Origin of the sequence: Chitinilyticum aquatile DSM 21506, from assembly GCF_000430805.1 — a bacterium.
GTDB lineage: Bacteria > Pseudomonadota > Gammaproteobacteria > Burkholderiales > Chitinibacteraceae > Chitinilyticum > Chitinilyticum aquatile.
This window is the reverse complement of sequence record NZ_KE387259.1, coordinates 37,588-63,463: the sequence shown is the minus strand read 5'-3', so window position 1 is coordinate 63,463 and position 25,876 is coordinate 37,588. Positions and strand designations below refer to the sequence as shown.

The 25,876-nt window shown below is 55.3% G+C and carries 21 protein-coding genes, 1 tRNA gene and 1 pseudogene; 19 read left to right on the top strand and 4 right to left on the bottom strand.

The genetic code is table 11. The features are described 5' to 3' along the window. Window positions 1-11: 11 nt before the first annotated feature. The gene (locus H559_RS0113455; protein ID WP_028453090.1) at window positions 12-1,064 is read right to left on the bottom strand and encodes a tetratricopeptide repeat protein; all 1,053 of its coding nucleotides are present in this window, start codon (window positions 1,062-1,064) and stop codon (window positions 12-14) included. A 105-nt stretch (window positions 1,065-1,169) separates the two neighbouring features. Beyond that, the gene (locus H559_RS0113450) at window positions 1,170-1,469 is read right to left on the bottom strand and encodes an HU family DNA-binding protein (protein WP_028453089.1); all 300 of its coding nucleotides are present in this window, start codon (window positions 1,467-1,469) and stop codon (window positions 1,170-1,172) included. Between the two features lie 126 nt (window positions 1,470-1,595). Here H559_RS0113450 and H559_RS0113445 point away from each other — a divergent pair, with 126 nt between their 5' ends. From H559_RS0113445 to H559_RS0113435, 3 genes are all read left to right on the top strand, one after another. Further along, the gene (locus H559_RS0113445; RefSeq protein ID WP_211230946.1) at window positions 1,596-3,251 is read left to right on the top strand and encodes an FAD-dependent oxidoreductase; all 1,656 of its coding nucleotides are present in this window, start codon (window positions 1,596-1,598) and stop codon (window positions 3,249-3,251) included. 229 nt (window positions 3,252-3,480) lie between these two features. Further along, window positions 3,481-4,107 carry a uracil phosphoribosyltransferase gene (upp, locus tag H559_RS0113440; RefSeq protein WP_028453087.1) on the top strand — a complete coding sequence of 209 codons (627 nt, stop codon included), beginning with the start codon at window positions 3,481-3,483 and terminating at the stop codon, window positions 4,105-4,107. 161 nt (window positions 4,108-4,268) lie between these two features. Continuing rightward, the gene (locus tag H559_RS0113435; RefSeq protein WP_028453086.1) at window positions 4,269-5,510 is read left to right on the top strand and encodes a uracil-xanthine permease family protein; all 1,242 of its coding nucleotides are present in this window, start codon (window positions 4,269-4,271) and stop codon (window positions 5,508-5,510) included. Window positions 5,511-5,581: 71 nt separating this feature from the next. Here H559_RS0113435 and H559_RS0113430 read toward each other — a convergent pair whose 3' ends face one another. After that, the gene (locus tag H559_RS0113430) at window positions 5,582-6,082 is read right to left on the bottom strand and encodes a hypothetical protein (RefSeq protein WP_028453085.1); all 501 of its coding nucleotides are present in this window, start codon (window positions 6,080-6,082) and stop codon (window positions 5,582-5,584) included. 244 nt (window positions 6,083-6,326) lie between these two features. Between H559_RS0113430 and mnmL the strand changes: the two genes are divergently transcribed. From mnmL to H559_RS22385, 3 genes are all read left to right on the top strand, one after another. Continuing rightward, the gene (gene mnmL, locus H559_RS0113425; protein WP_051279478.1) at window positions 6,327-7,289 is read left to right on the top strand and encodes a tRNA modification radical SAM protein MnmL/YtqA; all 963 of its coding nucleotides are present in this window, start codon (window positions 6,327-6,329) and stop codon (window positions 7,287-7,289) included. A gap of 85 nt (window positions 7,290-7,374) precedes the next feature. Then, window positions 7,375-7,460 (top strand) — tRNA-Leu (locus H559_RS0113420). A 176-nt stretch (window positions 7,461-7,636) separates the two neighbouring features. Further along, complete coding sequence (locus tag H559_RS22385; protein ID WP_081413069.1) at window positions 7,637-8,944, top strand: tyrosine-type recombinase/integrase; 1,308 nt, start codon at window positions 7,637-7,639, stop codon at window positions 8,942-8,944. A gap of 120 nt (window positions 8,945-9,064) precedes the next feature. Here the strand turns inward: H559_RS22385 and H559_RS23215 are convergent. Next, window positions 9,065-9,338: pseudogene (locus H559_RS23215) on the bottom strand (transposase domain-containing protein); the annotation flags it as partial. Window positions 9,339-9,570: 232 nt separating this feature from the next. Here H559_RS23215 and H559_RS22810 point away from each other — a divergent pair. From H559_RS22810 to H559_RS21880, 13 genes are all read left to right on the top strand, one after another. Next, window positions 9,571-9,993 (top strand): hypothetical protein, encoded by a 423-nt coding sequence (locus tag H559_RS22810; RefSeq protein WP_155845439.1) that lies wholly within the window; start codon window positions 9,571-9,573, stop codon window positions 9,991-9,993. A 79-nt stretch (window positions 9,994-10,072) separates the two neighbouring features. Then, entirely contained in the window at window positions 10,073-11,476 is a 1,404-nt protein-coding gene (locus H559_RS0113390; RefSeq protein ID WP_155845438.1) for a hypothetical protein, read from the top strand. Further along, window positions 11,473-12,042 (top strand): hypothetical protein, encoded by a 570-nt coding sequence (locus tag H559_RS0113385; protein WP_051279474.1) that lies wholly within the window; start codon window positions 11,473-11,475, stop codon window positions 12,040-12,042. Before H559_RS0113390 ends, H559_RS0113385 begins: the two co-directional genes overlap by 4 nt. 1 nt (window position 12,043) lies before the next feature. Beyond that, window positions 12,044-13,069 carry a hypothetical protein gene (locus H559_RS20475; RefSeq protein ID WP_034641407.1) on the top strand — a complete coding sequence of 342 codons (1,026 nt, stop codon included), beginning with the start codon at window positions 12,044-12,046 and terminating at the stop codon, window positions 13,067-13,069. 107 nt (window positions 13,070-13,176) lie between these two features. Then, entirely contained in the window at window positions 13,177-14,181 is a 1,005-nt protein-coding gene (locus H559_RS0113380) for a hypothetical protein (protein ID WP_155845437.1), read from the top strand. Window positions 14,182-14,292: 111 nt separating this feature from the next. Next, window positions 14,293-14,823, top strand: a complete 531-nt coding sequence (locus H559_RS20470) for a hypothetical protein (RefSeq protein WP_155845436.1) — start codon at window positions 14,293-14,295, stop codon at window positions 14,821-14,823. 53 nt (window positions 14,824-14,876) lie between these two features. After that, window positions 14,877-16,706: an FtsK/SpoIIIE domain-containing protein gene (locus H559_RS0113370; RefSeq protein ID WP_162143335.1), complete on the top strand. Its 1,830-nt coding sequence runs from the start codon at window positions 14,877-14,879 to the stop codon at window positions 16,704-16,706. Then, complete coding sequence (locus H559_RS0113365; protein ID WP_028453076.1) at window positions 16,690-16,983, top strand: hypothetical protein; 294 nt, start codon at window positions 16,690-16,692, stop codon at window positions 16,981-16,983. The genes H559_RS0113370 and H559_RS0113365 overlap by 17 nt, the downstream gene beginning before the upstream one ends. Before the next feature lie 43 nt (window positions 16,984-17,026). Then, a complete protein-coding gene (locus tag H559_RS0113360) occupies window positions 17,027-17,335 on the top strand; it encodes a hypothetical protein (RefSeq protein WP_028453075.1) in 309 nt (102 codons plus the stop codon). Then, window positions 17,332-18,396 (top strand): formylglycine-generating enzyme family protein, encoded by a 1,065-nt coding sequence (locus tag H559_RS20465; protein ID WP_081413068.1) that lies wholly within the window; start codon window positions 17,332-17,334, stop codon window positions 18,394-18,396. The genes H559_RS0113360 and H559_RS20465 overlap by 4 nt, the downstream gene beginning before the upstream one ends. 94 nt (window positions 18,397-18,490) lie before the next feature. Beyond that, window positions 18,491-19,339: an SH3 domain-containing protein gene (locus tag H559_RS0113350; RefSeq protein ID WP_162143334.1), complete on the top strand. Its 849-nt coding sequence runs from the start codon at window positions 18,491-18,493 to the stop codon at window positions 19,337-19,339. A 115-nt stretch (window positions 19,340-19,454) separates the two neighbouring features. After that, the gene (locus tag H559_RS0113345) at window positions 19,455-21,740 is read left to right on the top strand and encodes a hypothetical protein (RefSeq protein ID WP_028453073.1); all 2,286 of its coding nucleotides are present in this window, start codon (window positions 19,455-19,457) and stop codon (window positions 21,738-21,740) included. 13 nt (window positions 21,741-21,753) lie between these two features. Continuing rightward, window positions 21,754-25,788, top strand: a complete 4,035-nt coding sequence (locus tag H559_RS21880) for an SUMF1/EgtB/PvdO family nonheme iron enzyme (protein WP_051279468.1) — start codon at window positions 21,754-21,756, stop codon at window positions 25,786-25,788. The last annotated feature ends 88 nt before the right edge of the window (window positions 25,789-25,876 follow it).

Here is a 25,876-nt window from a genome sequence, read left to right as displayed (position 1 = left end):
CGTGAATATCCTTAGCCGGCGCGTTCTTCAACAATCAGCCAGCCATCGCCGCTGCGTTCCATGATCAGCACCTTGCCGGTGGTGGAGCTCAGACGGTCCGATTTGTAGCTCTGGCGCAGCTTGACCTTCACGGTATTGCCATCGATGAATTCGACTTCCGGATTGCTGATCCCGACTTCGATGCGTTTCGGTGCGGTGACGCGGTCACGGCGTTCGCTGGCCCATTCCGCATATTTCTGGCCTTTGGGTGTGCGGAAATTCTTGCTGTAGCTGGCCAGATACGCATCGGCATTCTGCTTCGACCACGCTGCAGCCCAGCGGTCGATGCTGTTGAGTACGCGCTGGCGATCCGCTGGCTTGCCTGTGTCGGCCTGCTTGGGGGCTTCGGTCGGCTTGGCTGTCGGCGTTGCGGTCGGTGCCGGTGTGGCCGACGGTGCCTTGGTGGGCGTAGGCAGCGGTGTGGCGGCCCTGGTCGGAACGGGCGTGGCAGGCAGTGTCGGTCTCGGCGTAATGGCAGCTGCAGCGATCCGGGTCGGGCTGCCGCCACGCGGCGCCATTTGCGGATTGCGGCTGAAGAGTTCGTGAACCAGCGTCAGTTTGGTCTGGATTTTGGCGTTGCCGGATTCCAGTTGCAGGGCCTTGTCATACGACTGGGAGGCAAGACGGGCATAAAGATCACCCAGATTTTCATGGGCAATTGCATAGCTCGGGTTGGTCTGTATGGCCATCTGCAGGGCGGCACGGGCCTTGTCGTACTGGTTCTGCTGGGCGTAGAGCACGGCCAGATTGTTGTACGGCTCGGGCAGGCCCGGGTTTTCCTCGGCAATCTGGGTGAATGCCTTGATGGCCTCGTCGGTGCGCCCGGTTTCAGTCAGCGCGAGGCCGCGCAGAAAGCGCAGCTGCACATCTTTCGGCGAGCCAGCCAGCGCCTTGTCGGCGCGCTCCAGCGCTTGCGGATACTGCCTGGCTTTCAGCAGCTGCTGTATGTCCTCCGCGTCACCGGCCAGTACATGGGCTGAGGCTAGCAGGGCGAGAGAGACGAACAGTGAACGCAGTCGCGGCATGGGCAAGTTCCGGTACGGATGGAATCAGGGATGCGCGATTTTAGCAAAAGGCGGGCCGGCATGCGCAGCAACATCACGAAATGCTGTTGCTGCTGTTGCGTGTCGTCACCCTTGCTGGCTGGCCAGCTCGTCCTTGAGTGTTTTCAGTGGGGTGTATTTCAGCGTGCGCTTGGCGGCAATGGCTACCGGCTCGCCGGTGCGCGGGTTGCGTCCCATGCGGGCGGCACGATGCTGGATGGCCAGTTTGCCAAGGCCCGGCAGTGGCAGGCTGCCGCCGCCCTTGAGGGTGGCGACACCGACGGCGGAAAAGGCGTCGAGCACGAGTGCGACCGTCTTGCGGTCAAGGTCGGGCTGATCCAGAGCGGCCAGCAGGCGTACGGCTTCAATCAGTTCTCGTTTGTTCATCGTTGGCTACCTTTTTTGCGCAATCTGCGCTCTCGAGTGCGCCTTGTCAATTCTTCACGCTTTACAAAATACAAAAATATATAATATTATTTGTTTAATAAACTATCGGAAGAGAGGGGTTGGGCCATGGCAACAATCAGAAAGCTGCTTATTGTTGGTGGTGTCGCTGGTGGTGCTTCGGCAGCCGCGCGGGCGCGCCGGCTGAATGAGGCGACTGAGATTATCGTCTTCGAGCGCGGCCCGTATGTATCGTTTGCCAACTGTGGCCTGCCTTACCATCTTGGTGGCGAAATTGCCGAGCGCGAATCGCTGCTGCTGCATACGCCGGAAAGCCTGAGCGCGCGTTTCGGTCTGGATGTGCGTGTCAGCAGCGAGGTGCTGGCCATCCATCGCGAGCGCAAGACCGTGAGCGTGCTGAACCGTGTGACCGGTGAGACCTATGAGGAAAGCTACGATGCGCTGATTCTCGCTCCCGGCGCGGCGCCGATCCGCCCGCCCTTGCCCGGGCTGGATGATCCCCGCGTGTTTACCTTGCGGAATGTGCCTGACCTCGACCGCCTGATGGCGGCGATGACGCCGGAAATCAAAACCGTCAGCGTGATCGGTGGCGGCTTCATCGGGTTGGAAACGGTCGAGGCGCTGCGCCATCGCGGCGTCGCTGTTCACCTGATCGAGCGGGCACCGCAGGTGCTGTCGCCACTGGACATTGAGATGACCGCGCCGCTTGCCGCCACGCTGCGCGCCCATGGCGTGCAGCTGCATCTGGACGAAGCGCTGACCCGCATCGACGCTGGCGAGCAGTTGCACTTGCAGCTGGCCTCGGGCAAAGCGATTGCCGCCGATCTGGTTGTGCTCGCCATCGGTGTGCGCCCGGAAACGGCGCTGGCTGCCGATGCCGGCCTTGAGCTGGGGGTGACTGGCGGGATATTGGTTGACAGCCAGCAGCGCACATCGGCTGCAGACATATACGCAGTTGGGGATGCTGTTGAGGTGCAGCATGTGATCGCTGGCAAGCCGGTGTTGCTGCCACTGGCCGGCCCGGCCAACCGGCAGGGGCGCATTGCCGCTGACGTGATTTTTGGGCGCGAGAGCCGTTACCGTGGCAGCCAGGGCACCGCCATCTGCAAGGTGTTCGAGCTGACTGCGGCCAGTACCGGCCTGAACGAGCGCGCCCTGCGCGCGGCGGGTATCGCGTATCGCAAACTCTACCTGCATGCCGGTGACCATGCCGGTTACTACCCCGGTGCCACGCCGATCAGCCTGAAGATTCTGTTTGCGCCCGACACCGGCAAGCTGCTTGGCGCGCAGGCCGTGGGTGAAAAGGGGATCGACAAGCGCATCGATGTGCTGGCGGTGGCACTTCAGGCCGGGATGACGGTGGATGACCTGGCGGAGATGGAGTTGTCCTATGCGCCACCCTATGGTTCGGCGAAAGATGTGGTCAATCTCGCCGGCATGGCAGCACAGAACCTGCAGGACGGCCTGCTGGCCGTGCTCCAGGCCGAAGACGTTGCACAGGCCATCGCGGATGGCACGCAAATCATCGACGTACGCGAGCCGGAGGAAATCGCTGCCGGCACGCTGCCCGGTGCGCGCAATCTGCCGCTGTCCGGGCTGCGCGGCCTTTTGCCGCAACTGTCGAAAGACCGGCCACTGCTGGTGTATTGCCAGGTTGGTCTGCGCGGCTACATTGCGCAGCGCTTCCTTGCGCAGCAGGGCTATCAGGTACGCAGCCTCAATGGCGGCTACAAGACCTGGAGCATGTGGCAGCAGGTGCAATAAATCGGGCGTGAGCGCACGGAGGTGCCACCGTACTCCGGTGCCAGTGCTGCAAATAATGGCCGGCCGTGTTGGGCCGGCCATTTCCATGCCGCCGCCTTGCGGAGTGGGGCTGGTCCGCCTCGCCGGAAATGACGCAGCCTGTCATGGCAGATGTTCCTGTAGCGGTTTCGCCAATGGCGAACTTGGCTGGTCGGCCTACAATAGAGGGGTTTATCTATCGAGGTCTGCCATGAAAATCACCGTCGTGAACCACCCGCTGGTGCAGCACAAACTGGCGCTGCTGCGCGAAGCCGATGTCAGCACCAACAAGTTCCGCCTGCTTACCGAAGAGCTGGCCCGTCTTCTGGCCTATGAGGCAACCCGTGACCTGCCGCTGGCACCGGTGACGATTGACGGCTGGTGCGGCCCGGTGGACGTGCAGAAAGTAAAGGGCAAGAAACTGACCGTGGTACCTATTCTGCGCGCCGGCATCGGCATGCTCAATGGTGTACTGGATCTGGTGCCGTCCGCGAAAATCAGCGTGGTTGGCCTCGCGCGCAATGAAGAAACGCTGCAGCCCGAGCCCTATTTTGAAAAGCTGGTCGGCTCGCTCGATGACCGCCTTGCGCTGATCATTGACCCGATGCTGGCAACCGGTGGCTCGCTCGTCGCCACGATTGACATGCTCAAGCGCAAGGGTTGCACGCAGATCAAGGCCATCGTGATGGTAGCTGCGCCCGAAGGCGTGAAGCTGGTGAACGAAAAACACCCGGACGTGGAAATTGTCGCGGCCTCGCTGGATTCGCACCTGAACGAGCACGGTTACATCATTCCGGGTCTTGGCGACGCGGGTGACAAGATTTTCGGTACCAAGTAAACCGGACGGGGAGCTGCAGGCTCCCCGTTTTTTGGTGTGCATGTCACGCAGTATCTTGTGATGTGGATGGGTATGTGTATGTAGCCATTCAAAATCAATAATTATGGCGACATACATGGTTATGTATTGATCAATGTTCGTGGTATGAAGGGGGAGTGCAGATGTTCCATTTTCTGAGGCAGTCCATCTCCGGCGCGCAAATCCTGTTTGTGGCTTTCGGGGCGCTGGTGCTGGTGCCGCTCTTGACCGGGCTGAACCCGGCCATGGCTTTGCTGGGGGCCGGCGTCGGCACCCTGATGTTCCAGCTGGTGACCGGGCGCAAGGTGCCGATTTTCCTCGGCTCGTCGTTTGCCTTTATCGGGCCGATCATCTTTTCGGTGCAGACCTGGGGCCTGGCGGCTACGCAATTCGGCCTGTTTGCGGCCGGTTTTACCTACTTCGTGATCGCTGCCATTGTGCGCTGGCGTGGCATGGCGCTGATCAACCGGCTGCTGCCGCCGGTGGTGATCGGCCCGGTGATCATGGTGATCGGTCTTTCGGTTGCCGTTGCCGCATCGGGCATGGCCATGGGGCAGGGGGGCGGCAAGCAGCTGGTTCCCTACGGTGTCTCGCTGACGCTGGCGGCGATTTCGCTGGCAACAACCATCATCGTATCCGTGTTTGCCGGCGGTATGCTGCGGCTGGTGCCGATTCTTTCGGGGGTCGTGGTCGGCTATATCGCAGCGATCTTCCTTGGCGTGGTCGATTTCAGCGGCATTGCCAATGCGCCTTGGTTCGCACTGCCGCATTTCACCAGTCCTGAAGTCAACTGGTATGCCGCGCTCTTCATGCTGCCAGTGGCGATTGCGCCTTGCATCGAGCATATCGGCGGCGTGATGGCCGTCGGCAAGGTGTCCGGCCAGGATTATACCGCCAGCCCCGGCCTGCACCGCACCCTGACCGGTGACGGCATGGGCGTGTGCTTTGCCGGCCTGATCGGCGGCCCTCCGATCACGACCTATGCGGAAGTGACCGGTGCGCTGATGATTACGCGCAACTTCAACCCGGTGATCATGACCTGGGCGGCCGGGCTCGCCATCGTGCTGGCCTTCTTCGGCAAATTCAACGCCGTGCTGGCGTCGATTCCGATGCCGGTCATGGGCGGCATCATGGTGCTGCTGTTCGGCACCATTGCCTCCATCGGCCTGAAAACGCTGATCGATGCCAAGGTGGACCTGATGGCGCCGCGCAATCTGGTGATCGTGTCGGTGGTGCTGACCTGCGGGATCGGCGGATTGATGCTGCAGATCCAGAATTTCAACCTTGCCGGAGTCGGCCTCGTCAGCCTGCTGGCCATCATCCTGAATCTGGTGCTGCCGGCTGACCGCCATCACGACGGTATTGTCGAGGGGCAGGACATCTGAGTTCCGTGTGCCGCACAGCAAAAAGGACGCCTGTGGGCGTCCTTTTTGCTGTCTTCACATCGCTGTGATGATCAGATTTCCTTGATGTGCAGCTCGATTTCCATGTTTTCGGTGGAGAAACGGATCTGCGCCAGCAGTACCGAATCCACGAGGTTGGCAAAGTTGCGCAGCATGATCGAGCGAGCCAGTGCTGGTGCCATGCCGGTGCGGAATTCGCTGACATATTCCAGTGCGCCAACGCAATCATCGCGCAGTTCGCTTTCGTGGTCGCTGATGATGTCCTTGATGTCCTGACGGATGCTGCGGACCATGCGGAACAATTCGCTGGAAATGTCGCACAGCACCGGGAATTGCAGGGATACATCGACCGTGCTGCCCGGCATGATGCGGCGCGAGAGCGAGCGCGATGCTTCGGTCAGAACAGCCAGATCGGCTGCATCGAGTTGCAAGCCGTTGGGGAAGCGCTCGTTCACCTGGCTGAGTGCCTGGCGGATGTTGTCGCTGTTGCGCAGGCTTTCGGGCAGGCGGGCGCTGGCGCGGGCGGTAATCTGATAAAGGGTAGTGGGGGACATCGGTGTTCTCCGGTATTGAATGGATACGGTACAGGGCTACTTTACAGCATGGCACTGGATTCGCGGGGAAGCCATTACTCAGTTGCAGATCATCCCGGCGGCACAATTCGGTGCAGCAGCATAGGCGCACGGCGTGACGGACATGTTAATCCCGGTCAAGTCTCCGGGTTGTCTGATGTGGCGCAGAGTGTTGCATGCATGTTCCGCTTAGCATGAGGCGATTCCATTCAGCCTGCCAATCATCATGTCCAGCACTTCCCTGCCCGAAGCCCTTGCCGCCCGCCGTTATCTGTCCTGGCATGATCTGATCCGTGCCCGTCATGGTGGTCGCGTGCAGAAAATTTCGGTCGCCGCCGGCTTCACCTGCCCGAATCGGGATGGCAGCAAGGGGCGTGGCGGTTGCAGCTTCTGCAATAACCAGGGCTTCATTCCTGGGTATCTGCGTGAGACCGGCAATGATATTGAGCTGCAGATCAATACAGGTATGGGTTTTCTCAAGCGCCGTTATCCGGAAACGCAGCGCTGGCTGGCGTATTTCCAGGCCTACAGCAATACCTACGGTGAAATCGAGCAATTGAAGGCCGCCTACCGGCAGGCGCTGGTGCATCCCGACATCAGTGGACTGGTCATCGGCACCCGGCCTGACTGCGTGCCGGACGAGCTGCTCGATTATCTGGCCGAACTCGCGCAGGAATACATCATCGAACTCGAGTTCGGCATCGAATCCACCACGGATGCTGCACTGGCGCGCGTGAATCGCGGCCATGACTTTGCCTGTACCACGGATGCCATCCGGCGAGCGGCCGCGCGCGGCCTGACGGTGAGCGGCCATCTCATTTTCGGCCTGCCCGGCGAAAGCCGCGACGAGATGCTGGCCGGCGCCGCCAGGCTCTCCGCACTGCCACTGAATTCCCTCAAGCTGCACCAGTTGCAGATCGTGAAGGGCACCCAGCTGGCCAATGAGTGGCGCAAGGCGCCCGGCAGCATTCCGCTGCTGGGTGGGCACGAATATCTGGAGTTGCTGGCCGACTTTCTTGAGCTCCTGCGTCCCGATATCGCCATCCAGCGTGTCGGCAGTGAAGTGCCGCCAGCCTTGCGCCTGGCGCCCGACTGGTCGGTGCGCCTGTCCCAGCTGGCGCCACTCTTGACCGAGACACTGGTGAAGCGTGATAGCTGGCAGGGCAAAAAATGGCAGGAAAACGCATAAATTTGCACGCAAGGGCTGGACAGGAAAATAACAAACCGTTATAGTCGCGGCCTCTCTGCTTGGCACAGCCAAGTAACTGGATGCCGCCGTCATGGTGAAATTGGTAGACACGCTATCTTGAGGGGGTAGTGGCCTTCGGCTGTGTGAGTTCGAGTCTCACTGACGGCACCATATGTAAATCTCAGCATGTGTCTGAGAGTATCAAAAAGCCCGCAAAATCATTGATTTGCGGGCTTTTTTTTCGCCTTGTTGTCTCACGGAGTTGCAGTAGATCGCCCCAAGTCTCGCGAAAATAAGGGTATAAATAAGGGTACAGATTAGCCTCGTACCCTTATTCAGGAGCCAAGATGGCACGGATCACCAAGCCCTTGTCTGATGCAGAATGTCGACGGGCCAAACCCCAGGAAGCCGAGTATCGCTTAACTGATGGTGGAGGCCTGATCCTCGCAGTCAAACCCAATGGCAGCAAGCACTGGCGGCTTAAATTTCGCAAGCTGGACGGGAAAGAGTCGATGCTGGCACTTGGGGAATATCCAGCGATCGGCCTGGCAGAGGCCAGACGCTTGCGTGAAGAAGCTCGCCGATTAGTCGCCAAGGGTATCGACCCTGTATCCGAGCGTAGAAACGAAAAGCGTGCGGCTCAAGCCAGGGCTATGAGTACATTCGAAGCGATTGCTAATGACTGGCACAAATTGAATGGGGCGCATTCATCACGCCGATCTGCTTCCGGTGAAAAATCCTGGTCTCCTGATCATGCGCACAAAATTTTCAGGCGGATGGAGTTGCATCTTTTCCCTGCTCTGGCGCAACGTCCGATTACCGAAATTTCATTCCACGAACTGAAGGACACTCTTCATCTGCGAGTGCTGCCACATGGGCGTGATGTTACCTTGCGGGTATGCCAATACCTGCGTTCCATTTTTGATCATGCTCGGATCTTGCGGTTGAGGTCTGATAATCCTGCTGAAGGCTTGCAAAGAACTCTTCCACCATTGCAGCGAAGCAATCACGCGGCTTTGCCCCTTAAGCGTTTACCCGAGTTGGTGCAGAAGATTCGATGTTATAAGGGGCTTATTACTAGGCTGAGCATGCAGTTTGCATTGCTTACCGGCGTTAGATCATCCGAATTCCGTTTTGCACACTGGGATGAATTTGATGTCGACGCAGCAATGTGGACTATTCCTCCAGAACGACAAGCAGTTGAGGGTGTCAAGCACAGTGAGCGAGCAGAAAAGATGAAAGATACGCGGCTGGTTCCATTAAGTCGTCAAACTCTTGCTGTCTTGGCTGAACTTCGCCGGATTAATGGTCATCGCCGGTTTGTATTTGCTAGCAGCACAGCAGATAAACCATTGAGTGAGGGGGGCGTGAACAGTGCACTTCGGTGTATGGGGTATGACACCAAGGAAGATCTGACCTTACACGGTTTCCGGGCGTTGTTCTGTTCCGCACTCGTTGAGTCTGGATTGTGGAACCGAGATGCAATTGAGCGGCAAATGGGTCATGCAGAGCGTAATGCGGTGCGTGCAGCCTACATTCACAAAGCAGAATTTCTACATGAGCGTGTTCGGATGATGCAATGGTGGGCAGATTATCTTGAGTCGGATTGCTTGCCTTCAAATGTGGTTCTGTTTCCGGTGGGTGCAGCTGCTTGATCGACTTGGATCGAAGTGTCTACCGGGGCGTGACTCCCTGGTAAAGTTCGCCGTCACCTTCCTAAAACAGTTAGCGCCTTGCCGGCCCCATATTTGATCATATCAAAGCAGCTGCCGCTGTTAGCGCCGTAGTGGCAGCAATTCGTAGATCCGGGTGTCGGCCAAGTTGGTAACTTTCTCAGCATTTCTGTCAGCTATCTCGGTTCCTCTATGTTGTTCAGCTTCGCAGTGCCAAGCAAGCTCTGGATCGTGGCTGCGCGACGGCCACAGGCTTCGCTGCCGGCAAAAAGCCAGTTTCTCTTCCCCAGTGTGATCGGCCGGATGACGTATTCCATGTAGGGTTGTTGTCGGTTGGGGCATCACCACTGTGAGCGTACACCCGCCCAATGGCGGGCGAACCGGTATGCTGGTCGATCACCCGCTGGGTTAACTGATCAGCACCGTAGCGGCCATCGATGAGCTTGACGGCCTGCCGACTTGCTCGGTACGAATCATCGTAACAAACCGAACCGCGTTTGCAAGCTGGCGTGCGCGTGTGAAACCGGTCGGCCGAGCGGCGCAGCATCAGCGACCGCCAAGCCAAAGTGGAAATCCGTAAGGAAATCGGACACTAGGAAGCGGATGCCATGATTGAGGCTGGCCAGCAAGGCGCACTGGTCACCTTGGTTGAGCGCAAAACCGGGCTGACCCGTACCAAACAAAGAGGCCGCCGGCGTCACCAAAGCCATCTGCCGCATGCTGGCGCCGCTGAAGGATCAGGTGAAGAGCATCACCTTCGACAATGGCAAGGAATTCGCCAGCCACGCGACGAACGCCCGGCGGTGAAGGCGGATTGCTACATCGCCGATGCGTACTCGTGGTGGCAACGCGGGAGCAACGAAAATACCAACGGCTTGATCCGGCAATACTTCCCGAAGAAAACCAGCTTCACCACAGTCAAGCCACGCCAGATTGCCGATGTGGTAAGGAAACGGAATAATCGGTTAAGAAAGCGACTTGGCTTCAAATCACTGAACTTAGTGTTCGAACAGGCCAGGTCACTGAATTAGAAACCACTTGACTGTTGCACTCACTTTTTGAATCCGCGTGAGCTTGTTGCGCGAGTTTTTTCCATTTAGAGGGCCAAGAATGATTCTTCCCGGAATGCGTTATCAAGATCACGCTTGGGGCGATGTCAAGCAACTGTTGCGCAGAGCCATGTTGGCCGCACTTAGCAGAATCGGGGTGCCTGCTATCCTAAGTGAGAATGGCTTGGACACTCATTGTGGTGAACTGCGTCTTACGCTGCTCCAATATATCTGGGCGGACGAGGCCCGTTTGACCCGGATTGATACCCGGAACTGGCAAGGTGATGGTGTCCTGGAGTTAGCAAGCGATCTCGCAGATGAGTTATTTACTGCATCCGATCCTAAGAATGTGCCTGGAGGCTATCTGCTGCGTTTGCGGGACAAGATAGCGAAGCTGACAGTTTATTCAGGTGATTGGTCAGCTCCACTCGTTCAACGAAAACTGGGTAAAACCATTGCCGATATATGGGTGGAGTTGCGCGATGCAGTGGATGCCCGCAATTTTATGCTCTGTACCCATGATGCTATGAGTGCCAACCGAATTGATTGTCTGCGCAAGGTAGAAACACATGCGCGGACGGTATGTCATATTCTGGAGAACTGGCAGGCTCATCCCGAATTGGTCGGTTATATTTTAGGCCGGGAACTAACCGCAGAGCCGATCGAGGCGGTGCGCGTGCGTCAGGGGGCGCCTTGCAGGGCTGAATGGCTATTGCGCTGGAGCGAGGCTTTCCCACGCTTCTACCCTGTCGATGAAAAAGGCCAACCAGCGGTCGGGCCGTTTCATACCCAGTCTAAAAAATTCACCTGCAGTTTGGAAAATATCGCTCAGTGCTTGCGTGATCTCGATCCTTGCACCGGCACCTTTGCTGGCCAGATTAATCCTGGCGAGGCAGATTTTTTGGTGAGTTTGCGCCGTATAGGTGAGCACGTAGTGGAAGACGATGCTCATGAATCGCGTGTTTTACCAGCGCCAGATGCAGACTGTTTTATTGGAATATTGGATCAAGATACGTGCGCACACTCGGATGAAGTTAGCCAAGCCGCTGACTATGGCCAAGATGATGACGAATCTGCTGATGATTATGTGCAAAAAGATTCGAACCAGTTACTTAGCGACTTTTTTGCGCCCCCCCCGCAAGATATGTACGAGGAGGATGAATCTGATTCCCGGCAGTATTCAGCGGGCCTTAACGCCTTCCCGTGGCCAGTACAGTTGGCTTTGTTGCTGCGCTTGGCGGGGGGGCGATTTGATCATCTACTCAGAAACTTGCTGGAAAGTTGGGATAAAGACACAGATCTGCGCAAATGGAGTATTAAACGTTTGGCAGGAGAATTAAGCAAAATTGAAAGTGCCGTCATCACTGAGTACAAATTCAATCAGCGTGTTGATGCAGCATATGAAGAATTGATCAAGGCGGCGGTACAGGTAAGATTGACTGCATGCCATGGAGAAAGGCAATGAAGAGTCCCATAGAAATACTGTCGCGCGCAATCGTTACCAAAGGCTTGCTGAATCGATCTAAACCAGGCGATTACCTCGTGCTGAGTGATGAAACCTTGTTGGCGGCAATTGAAAACCGACACCCCTTGAATCGAACGGAGTGGAGCGCATTACTGGAGTCACCCATCACATTGCGTCGCTTTCAAGTTCTAGCCGCCGAAATTGGAAGTAAAAAGGCCATTCCTTCTGCCAGTAATGACGCATTTTGGCGAGATAGCGAAGGTTTGCTGATGGCCGCCGATAGTGGCGAAGCGGCCCGAGCCTTGAGTACGGAAGATGGCTGGTGGCGCCTGGCTTTTCTAGATGCTTTAGAGGGCTATCGAATGGTGCTGCAATTGGATATGTCATCCCCGATCGCACCGTACGCATTGCGTAATCCTTGGGCTCTGCTGGATGGTGAGGGGCAGTTGATTGTTCAGGGCTGGCTGGATGACGACGGTGAGCTGGAAGCTCCGTGGCCGTTGGCTAGCGCACCATACCCGTATTTCATGGAGAAGGGTGGCCGCTTCCGTGTGCGCCCCTGCTGATATGAATCAGATTGTCGTTGCCAATCCAGAGCAGATTGCTGCTTTGGGTAGAACCGTTTTGGCTGCCCGAGTTACCAGCGGCATAGTGCCGCAGGCATGTCACGGCCTTAGCCTTAAAGGAATGCTTACCCAACGCTATGGGGCCGGTCAGCAGGCAAAGGCTCTTCTTAATGGCAAACTCTGGTGGGTGCATCCAGGTCCTTATACCCTGCGCTTCGCTCCGAACCCGGCATGCCCGGAGTTAGGAGTATTGCTAGAGTTGGAAGCTGCAACTTCAAATGGATTATTGAGTGATAGCTTGGCGTACTGGCTGGATGATCTGGCGCTAGCGGCAGTTACTCTTGATGATCTGATTTCCTTGCTAGCTGGGCACATCCTATTGCAATTGCCGCCATGTGTGCAGCGGAGTGAACTACAAGACATCACTTTGGCTTTTTCCTCTGCCTTGATTCAATCCGCCGGTTTGCGCTGCAATCTGATTCAACGCTGTGATCTTTTCCAAGCCGCAGCATTAAATGCGGCAAAACAGACTGCGCCAGATGTGTCACCGGTGCCGGAACGGCAACCTTTGCCGTACGATAAAGTGAGTTCACCAGAAGGCGAATCACTTAGGGCCCCCGTAGCTCAAGCGCGAGAGCAAGATGCTCGCTTTGTACATCGTCTGTTTTTGGAGTTGCCTCGTCAGGCTAGCCGCTTGCGCGAATTGCCTTGGGCTAAAGAATCTGAAGCCATTCGCGCCCAGCGTGCGATTCTGGATCGCTTAACCCATCTTGCAGCCACCACAGGACGCTTACCCGAATTATCCCATCCGTTTTATTCGATCTCCGTTCCGACTGACAGGGTTCTGCAAATGGCGCAAGAGTCTCGTCATGCCACGGATGGACTAGATCAGGTGTGGGGCTTGCTAGATGGTTTACCAAAAGGTGAATTGGCGAGCCTCGCTAATCTGGAATTGCTCGATATTGCTGTCTCAAAAGTCGAGCATGCGATTGCAGCGCGTAAGCACCCTTGGTGGATGAGCGAATGATTCACATATCCCGTCAGCCTGCCAGATTCACTTGTGAAGCCCCGCTACCCCTCGGTGGATTCTTGTTGGTTACTGCAGAGTCCTTCCCAACACAGGGAGGAGAGACATTGGCTGAACTTAAGTTGCCAAACGGGCCGCAACGCACAGCGTTGCAAGAAAATTTGCGGGCGGCACGTAGCACGGAAACAGACCATGACCCACGTTGGCGAGTACGCATACATTTGGCAGATAACGGAGCCGAAATTCCTCCTGTCTGGTCATTAGCCAGTATCATCGCTGACCGTGCCGTCCGCGGAATATTCAACCCAGAAGCCCCACGAGTCATTGCTCTAGGGCTGCTTTCATTGCTGCACCCCGGAAGGCTGTTGCCTCTGCAGGCAGATATGCATCATGCCTGCTTAGCGCAACTGGCTAACATGGCTGATTTGGGTGATGTGCAGATTGTTCTTCCCCCGCCCGCTGATGACGCAGCAATAGTACTGCACGGCGCTATCACTGCTGCCCACCCACAGGCGATTGTTACCGTTATAGATTTTCTGGCTGGGCTGGATGGGCATCCCAATACCTTTTTTCGTCGTTCGCAAGTCTGGTTCCCAGTGTTGGGCGGTGATGCAAGCATGGATCGGTTGGTCGCAGTGGAGGTCTCTGTGTCACCCAATCTTAAGCAAGACGGAAACGACGAATTTTTGGTGCAGGGCTTATCGCGCTTGGACGGCGATATAAACCAATCCTTCGTTACGTTGCTGCAGAAAACCAGAAAGCTAGATCCACAGCCTGCTGGTATATGGCACACCAAAATCCGCTTTGCTCGGGGCTTTCAGGGCCGATCCTGCGAGCTTGCCTTGGTTTTGGCTGACCGCATCGCCCGCGGTCGCGAATGGCCCGCAACAGGTCGGTTGATTGCATCGGGCTGTATCAGTGATCCAGATAAAGGAATCGTTGGTGATGTGGAGGGGTGTGAGCGTAAGTGTGAGTTAATTCGCAATAGTGCCAGAAAAGGCGATCGAGTTTTGCTTCCTGTGGCGTGGGGACAAAATATGCCCCCATCTTTTCTAGGAGAATTGCTTGGAAATGGTGCGAGTGGCATTTTGATGGAAAAATTATTGCCATAATGCAATCTCTTTGTGATTTTTGATGGGCGTCTGTAAAACCATGTCGCTGGCCTGCGTGGTTTTGCATAAATACGTTTTCTATCTGAGTTAATGTTGAGAGGTTTGATAAATATGGGCATCAACTCACCCGATGATGACGATCCGGGTAGTCGCCGTGGCAATATGGACGACAAAGTAGAGCATCATGCTTTACGACCAGGTGAAAACTATCAGGGGGAAGGAGCGCCCTCTGGCCAACCGCCCGGATGCCCATCCCCCTTGCTGCAGGAGCCAAGTCTTGACGATATCGTTCAGCGTACGCGCAGAGGAGTCGAAAAAGTTATAGACCTGAGCGGGATCGACATAGCATCAGCTCAAAGCATGGCAGAGCAACTGGAGTGGTGTCTTAAAATTCGTGTTTATTTAAGCGAATTGCAGGAAACAATCAAATTTACTGGAAAACAGTATTACAACGATGTTCAAGCTTTGGCCGATGAGCGCTATCTGGATGAAATGTTGCAACAAATTAAAGTGGTGATGACGGAATTTATTTTGAAAGCTGATGAGGTAATTCGGCATATTGAAGGCGAACACCTGGGTTATGTCAATGAACGGGCAAGTTTTGTGAGTGGCATGCTGCAAAATTATTCGGGAAAGCGTTAACCCCATGCAGAGGGCAGGTAATGACCAATAGCTGTGAAAACGAAGAGCAGACTATGACAAAGTATCCTAACAATGCATTTCCGGGTGGTATTCATGTCTGCGCCTTGAAACACCCGAAAACTGGCGAGTCTTATCCGGGCAAGTTACCTACGCAAGGCGGTGGATTGCTTGTGACATATCCAGAAGAACGGGAGGCAGATGCTACTGCGTTGGTCGAACGGGCTGTTGTTTCCATAATGGCAGACCTGCCGCACGGAGCGATTGATGTCCATGTGCTAGATTTTGGTATTCGCAAGCGGTTTCATCATATTTCCCGCTTGGAGCATTTGCAGCTTTACCGCATTTACCACAGTGCCGCTGAGTCTATGCAGTTTCTGAATGAGCTGGAAAAAACTGCATATTACCGACACCACAATATTATCGGTGGCCCGATTTGCTCCCTGTCTCAATACAATACATCAAGTGATTGTATCGAAAAATACTCGCTGATTGTTATCAATGCGGATGACTTTCCATTTGATGGCGCATCAATCGCACGTTTAAAGAAAATTCTGCCGGAAGCATCGGCCGCAGGTTTTTACTTTCTGATTATGAATTGCCAGCTAGAAGACCAAGCTGAAATTTCTGCGATTAAACAAGGATTGTTGGCTTACGCAATGCCACGGTTCCCGGAAGTGCGCTTGTGTGGAGTCGAGAGCGAGACTAGTATGTCTCTCCAGCCGGCTGCAGATCAAACCTGCGATCTGCTTGCTCTATGCAAAGAGTATCAACTCTCTATTGAAGATAGCCCTGCAGAGCTAGAGCCGCTAATCGATAACATCGTGAAACGAGCAGAGTCTGATAACGAAAATGTAGCGGATTTCCTTTCGGTGCCAATCGGTAGAACCGCGGATGGCCGAAATACTGTGCATTTCAGCCTCGGAAAGCGATCGGACTGCAATCATGCATTTTTACTTGGGATGAGTGGGACGGGGAAAACCACGCTGCTCAATAATTTGATCCTCCAGATTGGCGAAAAGTATTTGCCAGATGAAGTGCAGCTTTATCTTATGGACTATAAGGACGGGGTGGAATTTCAGTTCTTTGAAAGCCACCCGAATTGTGCACGGATTTATCTGGATAATACCGATTTGAATGCAGCCAGTTTGCTGCTGGAAGAGTTTGTGGGAACAATTTCTGAGCGTGCCCGACTATTTCGTGAGCACAAGCTAAAGAACATTGACGCATACAATGCAAGGTTCCCGGATAAAAAAATTCCTCGTCAGATTCTAATCATTGATGAAGTGCATCGATTATTGTCCAGCGGGGGGCGAGCAGGAAACAACAAGTTCTCCAAACAACTCGTGCATGTGGTCAAGCAGGGCCTCGCTTTTGGGGTTCATATTATTTTGGCTACGCAAACACTCAGTGGCTGTGAAGTAGACAAAGAGTTGATGTCGCAGATCAAGCTGCGCTTGTCATTCCGTCTGAGCTTGCTCAGTGATTGCCATAATATTTTTACGTTTGGCAATGAAGAGCCACTACGTCTCAAGAAATATCACCTCATCTACAACGCAGAGTCAGGTATAAAGCGAGACAATATACTTACCCGTTGCGACCCACCGGCAGATATTCCATCTCGAATTGCCGCCATATTGGCCAAGCGAAAACCAGACCAAATTATAAAGCCGATCATCACAGTTAGCGCGGCTGAAGATCAGGACGCTCCGGTTACTATGCCACCTCCCTCGGTAGTGCTGCCAGATTGGATGGGCCAAACCGAGCGAGCCGACAGTAGACAGCATGAGGAAGAGCTAGCTTTGCTTGCACGCTATCGAGTAGCGACCTCTGAAATATCACCAACAGATCAGCCTAAGGAGTCCCTAGATGTCACAACAAGATAGTTACCAGCGGCAGCTTCAGCTACTTGATCATATGCGCAGCCAGCTCAACAGCCTGCATGGCCATGTTGAAGGCGCTCGTAACAACTACAACAAACAAATCAAGTGGCTGGATAGCAACGGCTTCATGGCTGAGTATACAGATCGACTGGATGTGAAGTATCAGCGCTTTTCGCGTCTGATTGATGAATTGAACAAATGTATTTCTCACAGCATTCAGGTTATTGATCGACACGAGGGGCACGTGGAAGAGCTTAGGAACGACGGGGGGCGGGAATAATTGCCTGGGTTTTTTTGCTAATTAAAATGTTGAGGGTAATTAAATGAATATGCAATCCAGTGCAAATTTGGCTGATCAGCTGGCCTGGTGTATTACAACACGGGACTATTTGACGAACTTGCAGGAGGAAATCAAATACGCTGGTAAACAGTACTATTCCAGCGTGCAGGATTTGGCCAATGAGCGTTATCTCAATGAAATGTTGCAACAATTGCACCCAGTGATGATGGATTTCATTCAGCAAGCCGACGAAGTAGTCCGGCATATTGAAGATGAGCACCTCAGCTATATCAATGATCGTGCGCGCTTCGTCAGCGAAAAATTGAAGCAAGTGTTAGGCGAGCAAGGATGATGAATTCCTACGACGACTATCTGGCGGAAGTCCGCGAGTTTTGCACTCGGCCCTTGCTGGATACGCACTACCTTGCTGGCACAGGGGGCGCTGAAGCACGGGCTGCCGGGGATTATGCGCTGGACGAACGTTTATGGAAGCTGGCTTGCCTGGACCAGACCGTGGAGGGCTATCGTGCTTATGTGCAAAATCCAGGCATCCCCGGTGTGCATAGCGATGAAGCACTGGCACGAATTGCTCAGTTTACAGGCAAGCAATACACAAATGTCAACCTCGCTGCCCATGCCGTCGAGGAGATGCCATCCGCGGCTCAACCAAGCCCCGGTGATAGCTTCCGCGATCTGCCTGAAGGCCCGGATATGGTCGTGCTGCCTGCTGGGGAATTCTGGATGGGCTCGCCAGAAAGCGAGCAGGATCGTTGGTCGGCGGAAGGGCCGCGTCATTTGGTGCGCATCCACACATTGGCAGTGAGTAAGACCCCAATTACTTTTGCCCAATGGGATGCCTGCGTGGCAGCAGGGGGCAGTAGTCACACACCGGGTGATGCTAGTTGGGGGCGTGGCGATCGGCCGGTGATCAATGTGAGCTGGCGAGATGCGCAGGATTATGTCCGCTGGTTATCCCGTGCTACTGGCCATACCTATCGCCTGCTTTCCGAGTCGGAATGGGAATATGCCGCGCGTGCAGGCCAAGGTGAACGTCGCTTTCCGTGGGGCGATGATCTGGATCACCGCGATCTGCCCATGCATGCCTGGTTCAAGGGCAATGGCAAAAACCAGACCCAGCCGGTTGGCCTGAAGCTTGCCAATGCTTTCGGGCTGTTTGATATGCACGGCAATGTATGGGAATGGGTGGAAGACACTTACCAAAGCCATTACAACGACACGCCGACTGATGGTGCCGCACAGGTCACCTCGCATAATCTTAGTCGCGTAATGCGTGGTGGTAGCTGGATGGATTCACCCCGGCAGTTGCGCAGCGCCAGTCGCGAGCGTTTTCCACAGGATCACCGGGCGTATACGGTGGGGTTTCGTGTGGCGCGGGTAATTGATATTCCATAGCTAGCTTACTGTTCAGAACATAGTGCCTTGAATCCAGTCCTGAAAGGCCAGTATCAGCATGGCTTGATGCCAAAGTTTGATGTGGGGAGAAACAATGAAAACAATACATCGAATTATCGCCGCAAGTGCCCTTGCGATTTTGACTCATCTCGCATCGGCTGCCGCAGATATCGATCTCCCTGCCTGTGCAGCCATGGAGCCGGGGGCTGCCAATACGGTGACCTTGGGGGTTGATCCGCAATCAACTGCACCGGAAATTCTGGACTATGTGGTGCGACTGGCACGCTTGAGCGATCAGGTTGGCATATGCACCGAAGCCTGGCCGCTGCCGCACTGGGCGCCTTGGGCAGAAGTCGAACGAGGCTACGGTTGGGGGCTGTTTGTGCTGGCTTTTTTGATCACGGTAGGTCTGTGCTACCGCTTTACGCCGCGTCAATGGTGGAATAGCCCATCCTTGATCAACTTGCTCGCACTGGCTGTGCCCACCTGGCTGCTGGGTATGGGTTTGCTGGCGCTGTTTCATCTGGCTGGCGGGCAAAAGTTGGTGTATGGCGCACTAGTCGGCTTGCACCCAGCCGGGCAAGCCCAGGCAGAATGGCTTTCCGTTTCTACTCCGCGTGAGCTGGAAGTGGCCTTGCAGCAGCGCAAATTCTTTGATCTGGCTCCTGTACAGCAACAGCAGATCGCCAGTTCCACTCCTTTACCTGTTATGCAACCATTGCCGGAAGGTAAATACCGTGTGCATCAGCGTCTGAATTTGCGTGAAAAAGCCGGGGTAGATTCTGCGCGCTTGGCGACCTTGCCACAGGGGGAATTAGTTCAATTTGATGGTGCCCGCGAAGGTGACTGGTGGCGCATTAAAACCACAGCAGGGCAGAACGGATGGGTGAATAGTATCTGGCTGCGCCGCCTGGATGAAGACGCTGCTAGTGGTAAATCCTGAGTTGCAGATTAAAACATTATTCCGGATTTGATCCGGAATAATGTTTATTAAAAATGACTATGTAGCATTCATAATTGCCTGGCTTTAGCCCAGCTTGATCAACGGAGAAGTGAGCATGTTCGGTAAAATTTTCGGGGTGAAGTGCCCGCGCTGCGGCGCTCGTAACAACAGCGATGCAGATGTATGCGAAAAATGTGGCATCACTACCGCGCTGAACCGCCTTGCCATTTTGCAGGATAACCGCTGGGAAGCCGCACCAGACGAACTGGCGGTGTTTTTCAAAGCCAAAGATTTGGAAGGAATTTTCTCGCGCAAGTTGGAAGTCCCATCCGGTATGCGTGCCTGGATTTTGCAAGATAACAAGGTCAGCGAAGTACCGGAAGGCGAGTACACGCTGGAGAATTTCTTCACCCGCATCAATACCCTATTCAGGGGCAAGCATTCCGAAATTCTGATTACCCGGCAAGGTGCGCTGGAATTACCCTTCCGCTTCGATGACATTCTTTCTGCCGAATTTCTCAGGGTTGCGGTGCAAACCTCGATCTATATTCGCGTGGGCAACGTTGACGCTTTCCGCAATCATTTCATGTTGCGAGCCGGGGCGGTCACTGCGGAGCAATTGGTTGATTTGCTTTCCGGTTCCGTGCGGCAAGTTTTTGCTGAAGCCATCGGTACACGCCGCCTGGAAGAAATCATGAAGCAGGGCGACCTGCGTGCGGAAATTGACACCCGCCTGCTTACCGAGTTGTCGGCTCGGTTTAATGATATGGGGCTGGCATTTGATCGTGCCGATACGCTCTCCTTGCGTCATGAAAAGTATCTGGAAAACCAGCAAGAAGCAGGAACGCTCTGGCTGCAATACGACCAAGCCCGAGTAAAAGCCACGCACCAAGCCCAGCTCAATCAACTGTATAACGAGCAGGAATGGCAAAAGATTCATGAGGAAGAAGAGGCGATGCGTCGGCGCTACCGTTGTGGTGAGCTGACCCAGGAAGAAGCCGAGTTGGCGCAGGTAATCCGCCTGCGTGAACTCGACCTGTATGAAAAAATCAGCAATGCCAAAACGCGCAAAGAAGCGATTGATCTTGCCGGACGCGATCAGATCGAAGTTCTGGAATCTACCTATAACAGCAAACGGCATCAGCGAGAACGTGATCTGCTCAAGCAGGACTGGCAGGAGGAGGATGAAGAAGCTAGCTGGCAGCATACTCGCGAACTCGCACAAATCACCCGGCGAACCGAAGTCGATTTGCGTGCCGCACAAGGGCTGGAAGCAACCAGGCTTGAAGCTGAGCGGATTGCCCATGCGCTGGAAAAAATCCGCATTCAAAATACACTCGAGCAAGCCGGCCTGATCGCAGATGCTGCCGAGCAGGAAGAAGCGAAACAATTAGCCAATGCGCAAAAGCAAGCCGCCGCTCTGCGTGAACAGGAAATCATTGAGGCACACCATCAAGTAGCGCTCGACGATATTTACCTGTCTCGCGAAGCCCGCAGGTGCGAAGCATCTCGCGTGCAAACTTGGGAAGATGCTTTGCTGGAGGATAAATTGGCGACACTTAAACGTGCCGCCAAGCAGGCCGATGAAAATAGCGTTATCGATATCGCTACGAAGACAGCGGATGCTCGGATGCAAGGGCTGGAAGCCCTGATGGGGCTTGAACACAAGCTGCGCTTGGAGGAGGCGGAAAAGCAACTGCAGCTGGAAGCCGCAGCAAATAAAGCGAAGCAGGAGCAGTTGGATGCAGAATTTGCGCGCAAGCGAATAGAGCTAGCCGATGAGCGTGCTCACACCTTGCAGATGGAAGAACAAAAGCTGGAATACTTGCGCACGATCGGGTCTTTGCCTCCATATGTATTGCTCGCGCAGCAAACTGATCCTCTGATCATCGAGGCTTTATCCGGGCTAGCCAAAATGAATGCCTTGAGCAGTCTGGATAAAGAGCAAGCCGAGGTCGCCACCCGTATTTTGAATGCCCGACCGGTGAATGAAGCGCAACCACAGGTTACTGTTAATGTGGATAATAAGCCGCTCGAGGATGCAGTGAGTGCTCTAACGGCAGCAAATGAAAGAACCATAAGGGTCTATGAAGATACCATTGCACGTAGCGACAGATCTAAAGAACAAGAAGCAGCCAACCTTCTTGAGTTGGCTAAACATGCCTTGAATAAAAACACTGAAACTGCGCTGGGTACTGCTCAAGCTCAACAGTCGCCCCAGATTGTTGTTCAAGCCACAGCACAACCATTCCCGCAATATGCGACTGCCACAGCTACTGCCACCGCCCCGGCACCGTTGGCTTCGTCGCAGCCCATCGTATTCAAACAATGCCCAGGATGTGGTCGCAATTGCGAGCAGAGCGGCCGCTTTTGCAGTGGTTGTGGGAAATCCCTGAACTAAACCAAAAAGCATCATGAAACGATTAGCTCTGTTTGTTGGCATTGATCAATACGATGACCAAGGCATTACCCCACTGCGCTGTGCTGCGCGCGATGCCCGTCAATTGGCTGCCGTGTTTGAACATCGGTTGGCGTTTTCTACGCCGGTAGTGCTAACCGAAAAGGAGCTGAATGCTGGCCGCAGCGTCATGCGCGAACTGCGTAGGATCGAGGGTGAGCTGAGCGAAGGTGATCTGTTCGTCCTGTTCTTTGCCGGGCACGGCAAAGCGACGGAATCGGACCAAATCTTCCTGCTCCCGTCTGTATCCCGTCGTCAACTGGAAAGAGGGGTGACTGCGGGAGCCGATGTGCTGTCGTACAAGGCAATCAAAGCCGAAACCGAGGCATGGAAAGGCGTGCAGCGGGTCTTTATCTTTGATGCCTGCCGTTCCCCTTTGCCCCGCGAGGAAGCCGAAAATCGTGATGGCCATAGTGATGTGCATTTTGCAGGGGAGGTCATTTTCCGCGATCCCAAGCTGGCTGCTTCAGCACAGGCAGAGGCTGTCGCGCCATTGGTGGTGCTGAACTCCTGCCAGGATCAGCAAAAAGCGGAAGAGCTGGAAAACTACGAAGAAGGGCACGGACTGTTTACGGCGGCCTTGCTAGAAGAACTGAAGGCACGGGCGGCTGGCAGCCAATCGGTGATTCTGGATGATGAGTTTTCGCAAACGCTGGGCAAGCGCATGCAGCAATTGGCCCGTAAATACCGTCAGCGCGAAACCAGCCAGGCCCCTCTGCTGGTTGGGCCGCAAGTGCGCCTGTATGGCCCCGAGGCTAGCCAGAACCATCAAATCCGCCGTCTGCTGGATGAATTCGAAGCCCAGCTCGCAGCAGGCCAACTTGAGCGGCCAGTCGGTGAATGCTGCCGCGATACCCTCACGCAATTGGCAAGCCAGCAGTACGATGTGACAGCCCGCCGCGAACTGTCTGGCAGACTGCAGTTGGCATTGGACGAGCAGAAAAAACAGGGACGTTTGCAACGCGATGAACAACGCATCGAAGCTGCACGCTTGTTGGGTACGCCTGAAGCATTTGCGAACTATCTATCAACATGTGAAGAATGCGCCCACGCTGGTGAAGCTCGGGCCGCAATTGCCGAAGCACGGAATGCCAAAGATGCAGAACAGGCCAGCCGCAATGCGGAAGATGATCAGGCATGGCTGGATATACAGAATGAAGCGGACAGCCTTGATGATCTGGAAGCCAAGCGGGCGCTCTTCCAGCGCTATATCGACACCTGGTTCAAACACCGCGTCGCAGCCAAAGCCCGTGTCGATGAACTAACAGAAGCCATTCGACAGGCAGAGGCAGAGCGCAAACGCTACGCCGAAGATGAAGCGGCATGGCAAGCAGCGCAAGCTGAGCTGGTGGCAAGCCAGGGTCTGGCCGAACAGCGGGCCGTCTATCAGCGCTATGCCGAGCAATGGCAAAACCATCAGCGCGAAGCATTGGCGGAGATCGCCAGACTCGAGCAAGCCATTGCGCTGGCCGCCGAAGCAGAAGCACGCCGGCAGGCCGATGCAAACGCATGGCAGGATACCCAGCAGGTGGTGGCGGCAACGACGGATCTGCAGGCGCAGCGCACGGCATACAAGCAGTATGTCGACAAATGGGAAAACCAGCGCCAGCAGGCATTGGCAGAGGTCGCGCGCCTTGATGAGGCGATTCGTCAGGCGGCCATCGCCGCCGCTGATGCTGCCGCCTGGCAAGTGGCGCTGGCATCCGTAGACGCGACCGAGGATATGTATGCGCAGCGTGAGGTGTATCAGGCCTACGCCGATCAATGGCAGGCGCATCGCATCACGGCATTAACCGAAATCAGCAAGCTGGATGCTGCGATACAAAAGGCGGAGAAGCTCGCCGCACAAACACAGGCAGATGAAGCTGCGTGGCAGGCGACCTTGAATGCCGTTGCTGGTGCAGAAAGGCAGGGCAAAAGGGCGGCCTACCAAGCCTATGCACAGGAATGGCAGCTTCACCGCGAACAGGCCCTCGCAGAAATCGCCAAACTCGATGTGGTAATCAGACAGGCTGAAGAAGAAGCGGCGCGCATGGCGGCTGATGCTGCAGCATGGCAGACCACATTGAGTGGTGTTGCTGCGACCGCCGATCTGGAAGCCCAAAAACGCTGTTATCAGAGCTACGCTGATCAGTGGCAGGAACGTCGTGATGAAGCTTTAGCAGATATAGCAAGGCTGGAGCGGGCCATTGCGCAGGCTGCTGCAGAGCATAAGGCCCAGGTTAGTGCCGATGAAGCGGCCTGGCTGAAAACCCAGAAAGCAATTGCAACGATGAGCGGTTTGCATGAGCAGCGCTCCGCGTATCAACACTATGCGACTTCGTGGTTGATTCACCGCGACGAAGCGCTGATGCATATCGCCCAACTGGATCGGCAGATTCAGCAAGCGCAAATGGCCGAGGAAAAAGCACAGGAACGAGCAAGAGCAGATGCTGCTGCGTGGCAATCTGTCGAGACACTGCTGGCGTCAACTGCTTCGCTGGCCGAAAAACGCGATGCTTGCAAACACTATGCCAATCAATGGCACAATCACAGGGATGAAGCGCTGAGCCGGATTGCCTCATTCGAGCAGGAAATTCGGCAAGAGCAGGAGACCGCAGCCGCCCGAGCTGCAGCTGACGAAGAAGCCTGGCGGCAAGCGTGCACCGGCAATAATCCAGATGCCTATCAGTGTTACCTGAAGGAGTGCACGGAAGGGCAACACGTTGCCGAAGCGCAAGCAAAGCTGCTGACATTCGAGCAGCAGCAGGCTGACGAAAAGGCCTGGCAGCTTGCCAGTACAGATGGTGGAGAAGCGGCCTATCGAAGCTATTTGGCCCAGCATCCGCAAGGGCTCTACCGAGGCGCGGCAATCGGACGACTAGCGCTGTTTGAAGAACGTGAACGTGCCGAAAACAGCAGCTGGGACACGGCCAGGGGGCAAAATACGGCATCAGCCTATCAACGTTACCTTGAGCACTATCCTGAGGGTCTGCATGCCTCGGAAGCAGCCGCACTATTGCAGCAGAGAGAGTTGGCGGCGCGTCATTGGCAGGAAATCGTTGCAACGGCCACCATGACTGAGCTGGACGCCTTCGCGCGGCAATTTCCTGATGCCCCGGAAGTTGCGGAGGCAAAAGCCCGGAAGGCTAAACTCCGTACCAAGAAAAGCTACTGGCTAGTGCTCCCTGCCGCCGGCGTGCTGGGGTTGTTTTTCCTGTTCAAGTCGTCACCCAAACCAGATGGGCAAGCGATGGAGGCACTGGAATCGGCAAGCGCAGTCGTAGAGGCCGCTCAGCCACTTCCCTTCCGCGATTGTGAAGCAGGATGCCCGGAGCTGGTTGCAATGCCGAGTGGTACATTCCAGATGGGCAGCCCTGCCGAAGAAGTCGGCAGAGGCAACGATGAAGGCCCGCAAACTACGGTCAGCTTTGCCAGCGGTTTTGCCATTGCCACTCGCGAAGTGACCTTCGCCGAGTGGGATGCCTGTGTCGCAGACGGTGCATGCCGGCACCAGCCGGACGACGAAGGCATGGGGCGTGATCAGCATCCGGTCATCAATATCAGCTTTGATGATACTAAGGATTACCTGGGCTGGCTGAGCAGGAAAGCCGGTAAAACTTATCGCCTGCCCAGCGAAGCGGAATGGGAGTACGCAGCCCGTGCCGGCACCACGACCCCCTATCAAACTGGTGCCACGATTAGCACGGCGCAGGCGCAGTTTGCCGCAGATAAAGCCGCAAAAGTCGGGCAGTTTCCGCCTAATGCCTGGGGTCTTTATGACATGCAAGGCAATGTGGCCGAATGGGTAGCCGATTGTGATACGCCCGACTATCAGCACGCCGCGGCAACGGGTCAACCGCAAACCGGCGGCGACTGCAGCAAGCGCATCATTCGCGGTGGTGGCTGGAGCAGCACCGAGCAGGTACTACGCCTTGCCAACCGCGATCGCGGCGAAACCGGCCAGCGCATGGCCACTGTCGGCTTCCGCGTCACCCGCGACCAGCCCTGAACGTATGATTTTCCCAACAGGATAAAACCATGAAATACCTGATAACCGTCGCCGCGTTTGGCCTCTCCGCTGCGCTTCACGCCGTCGA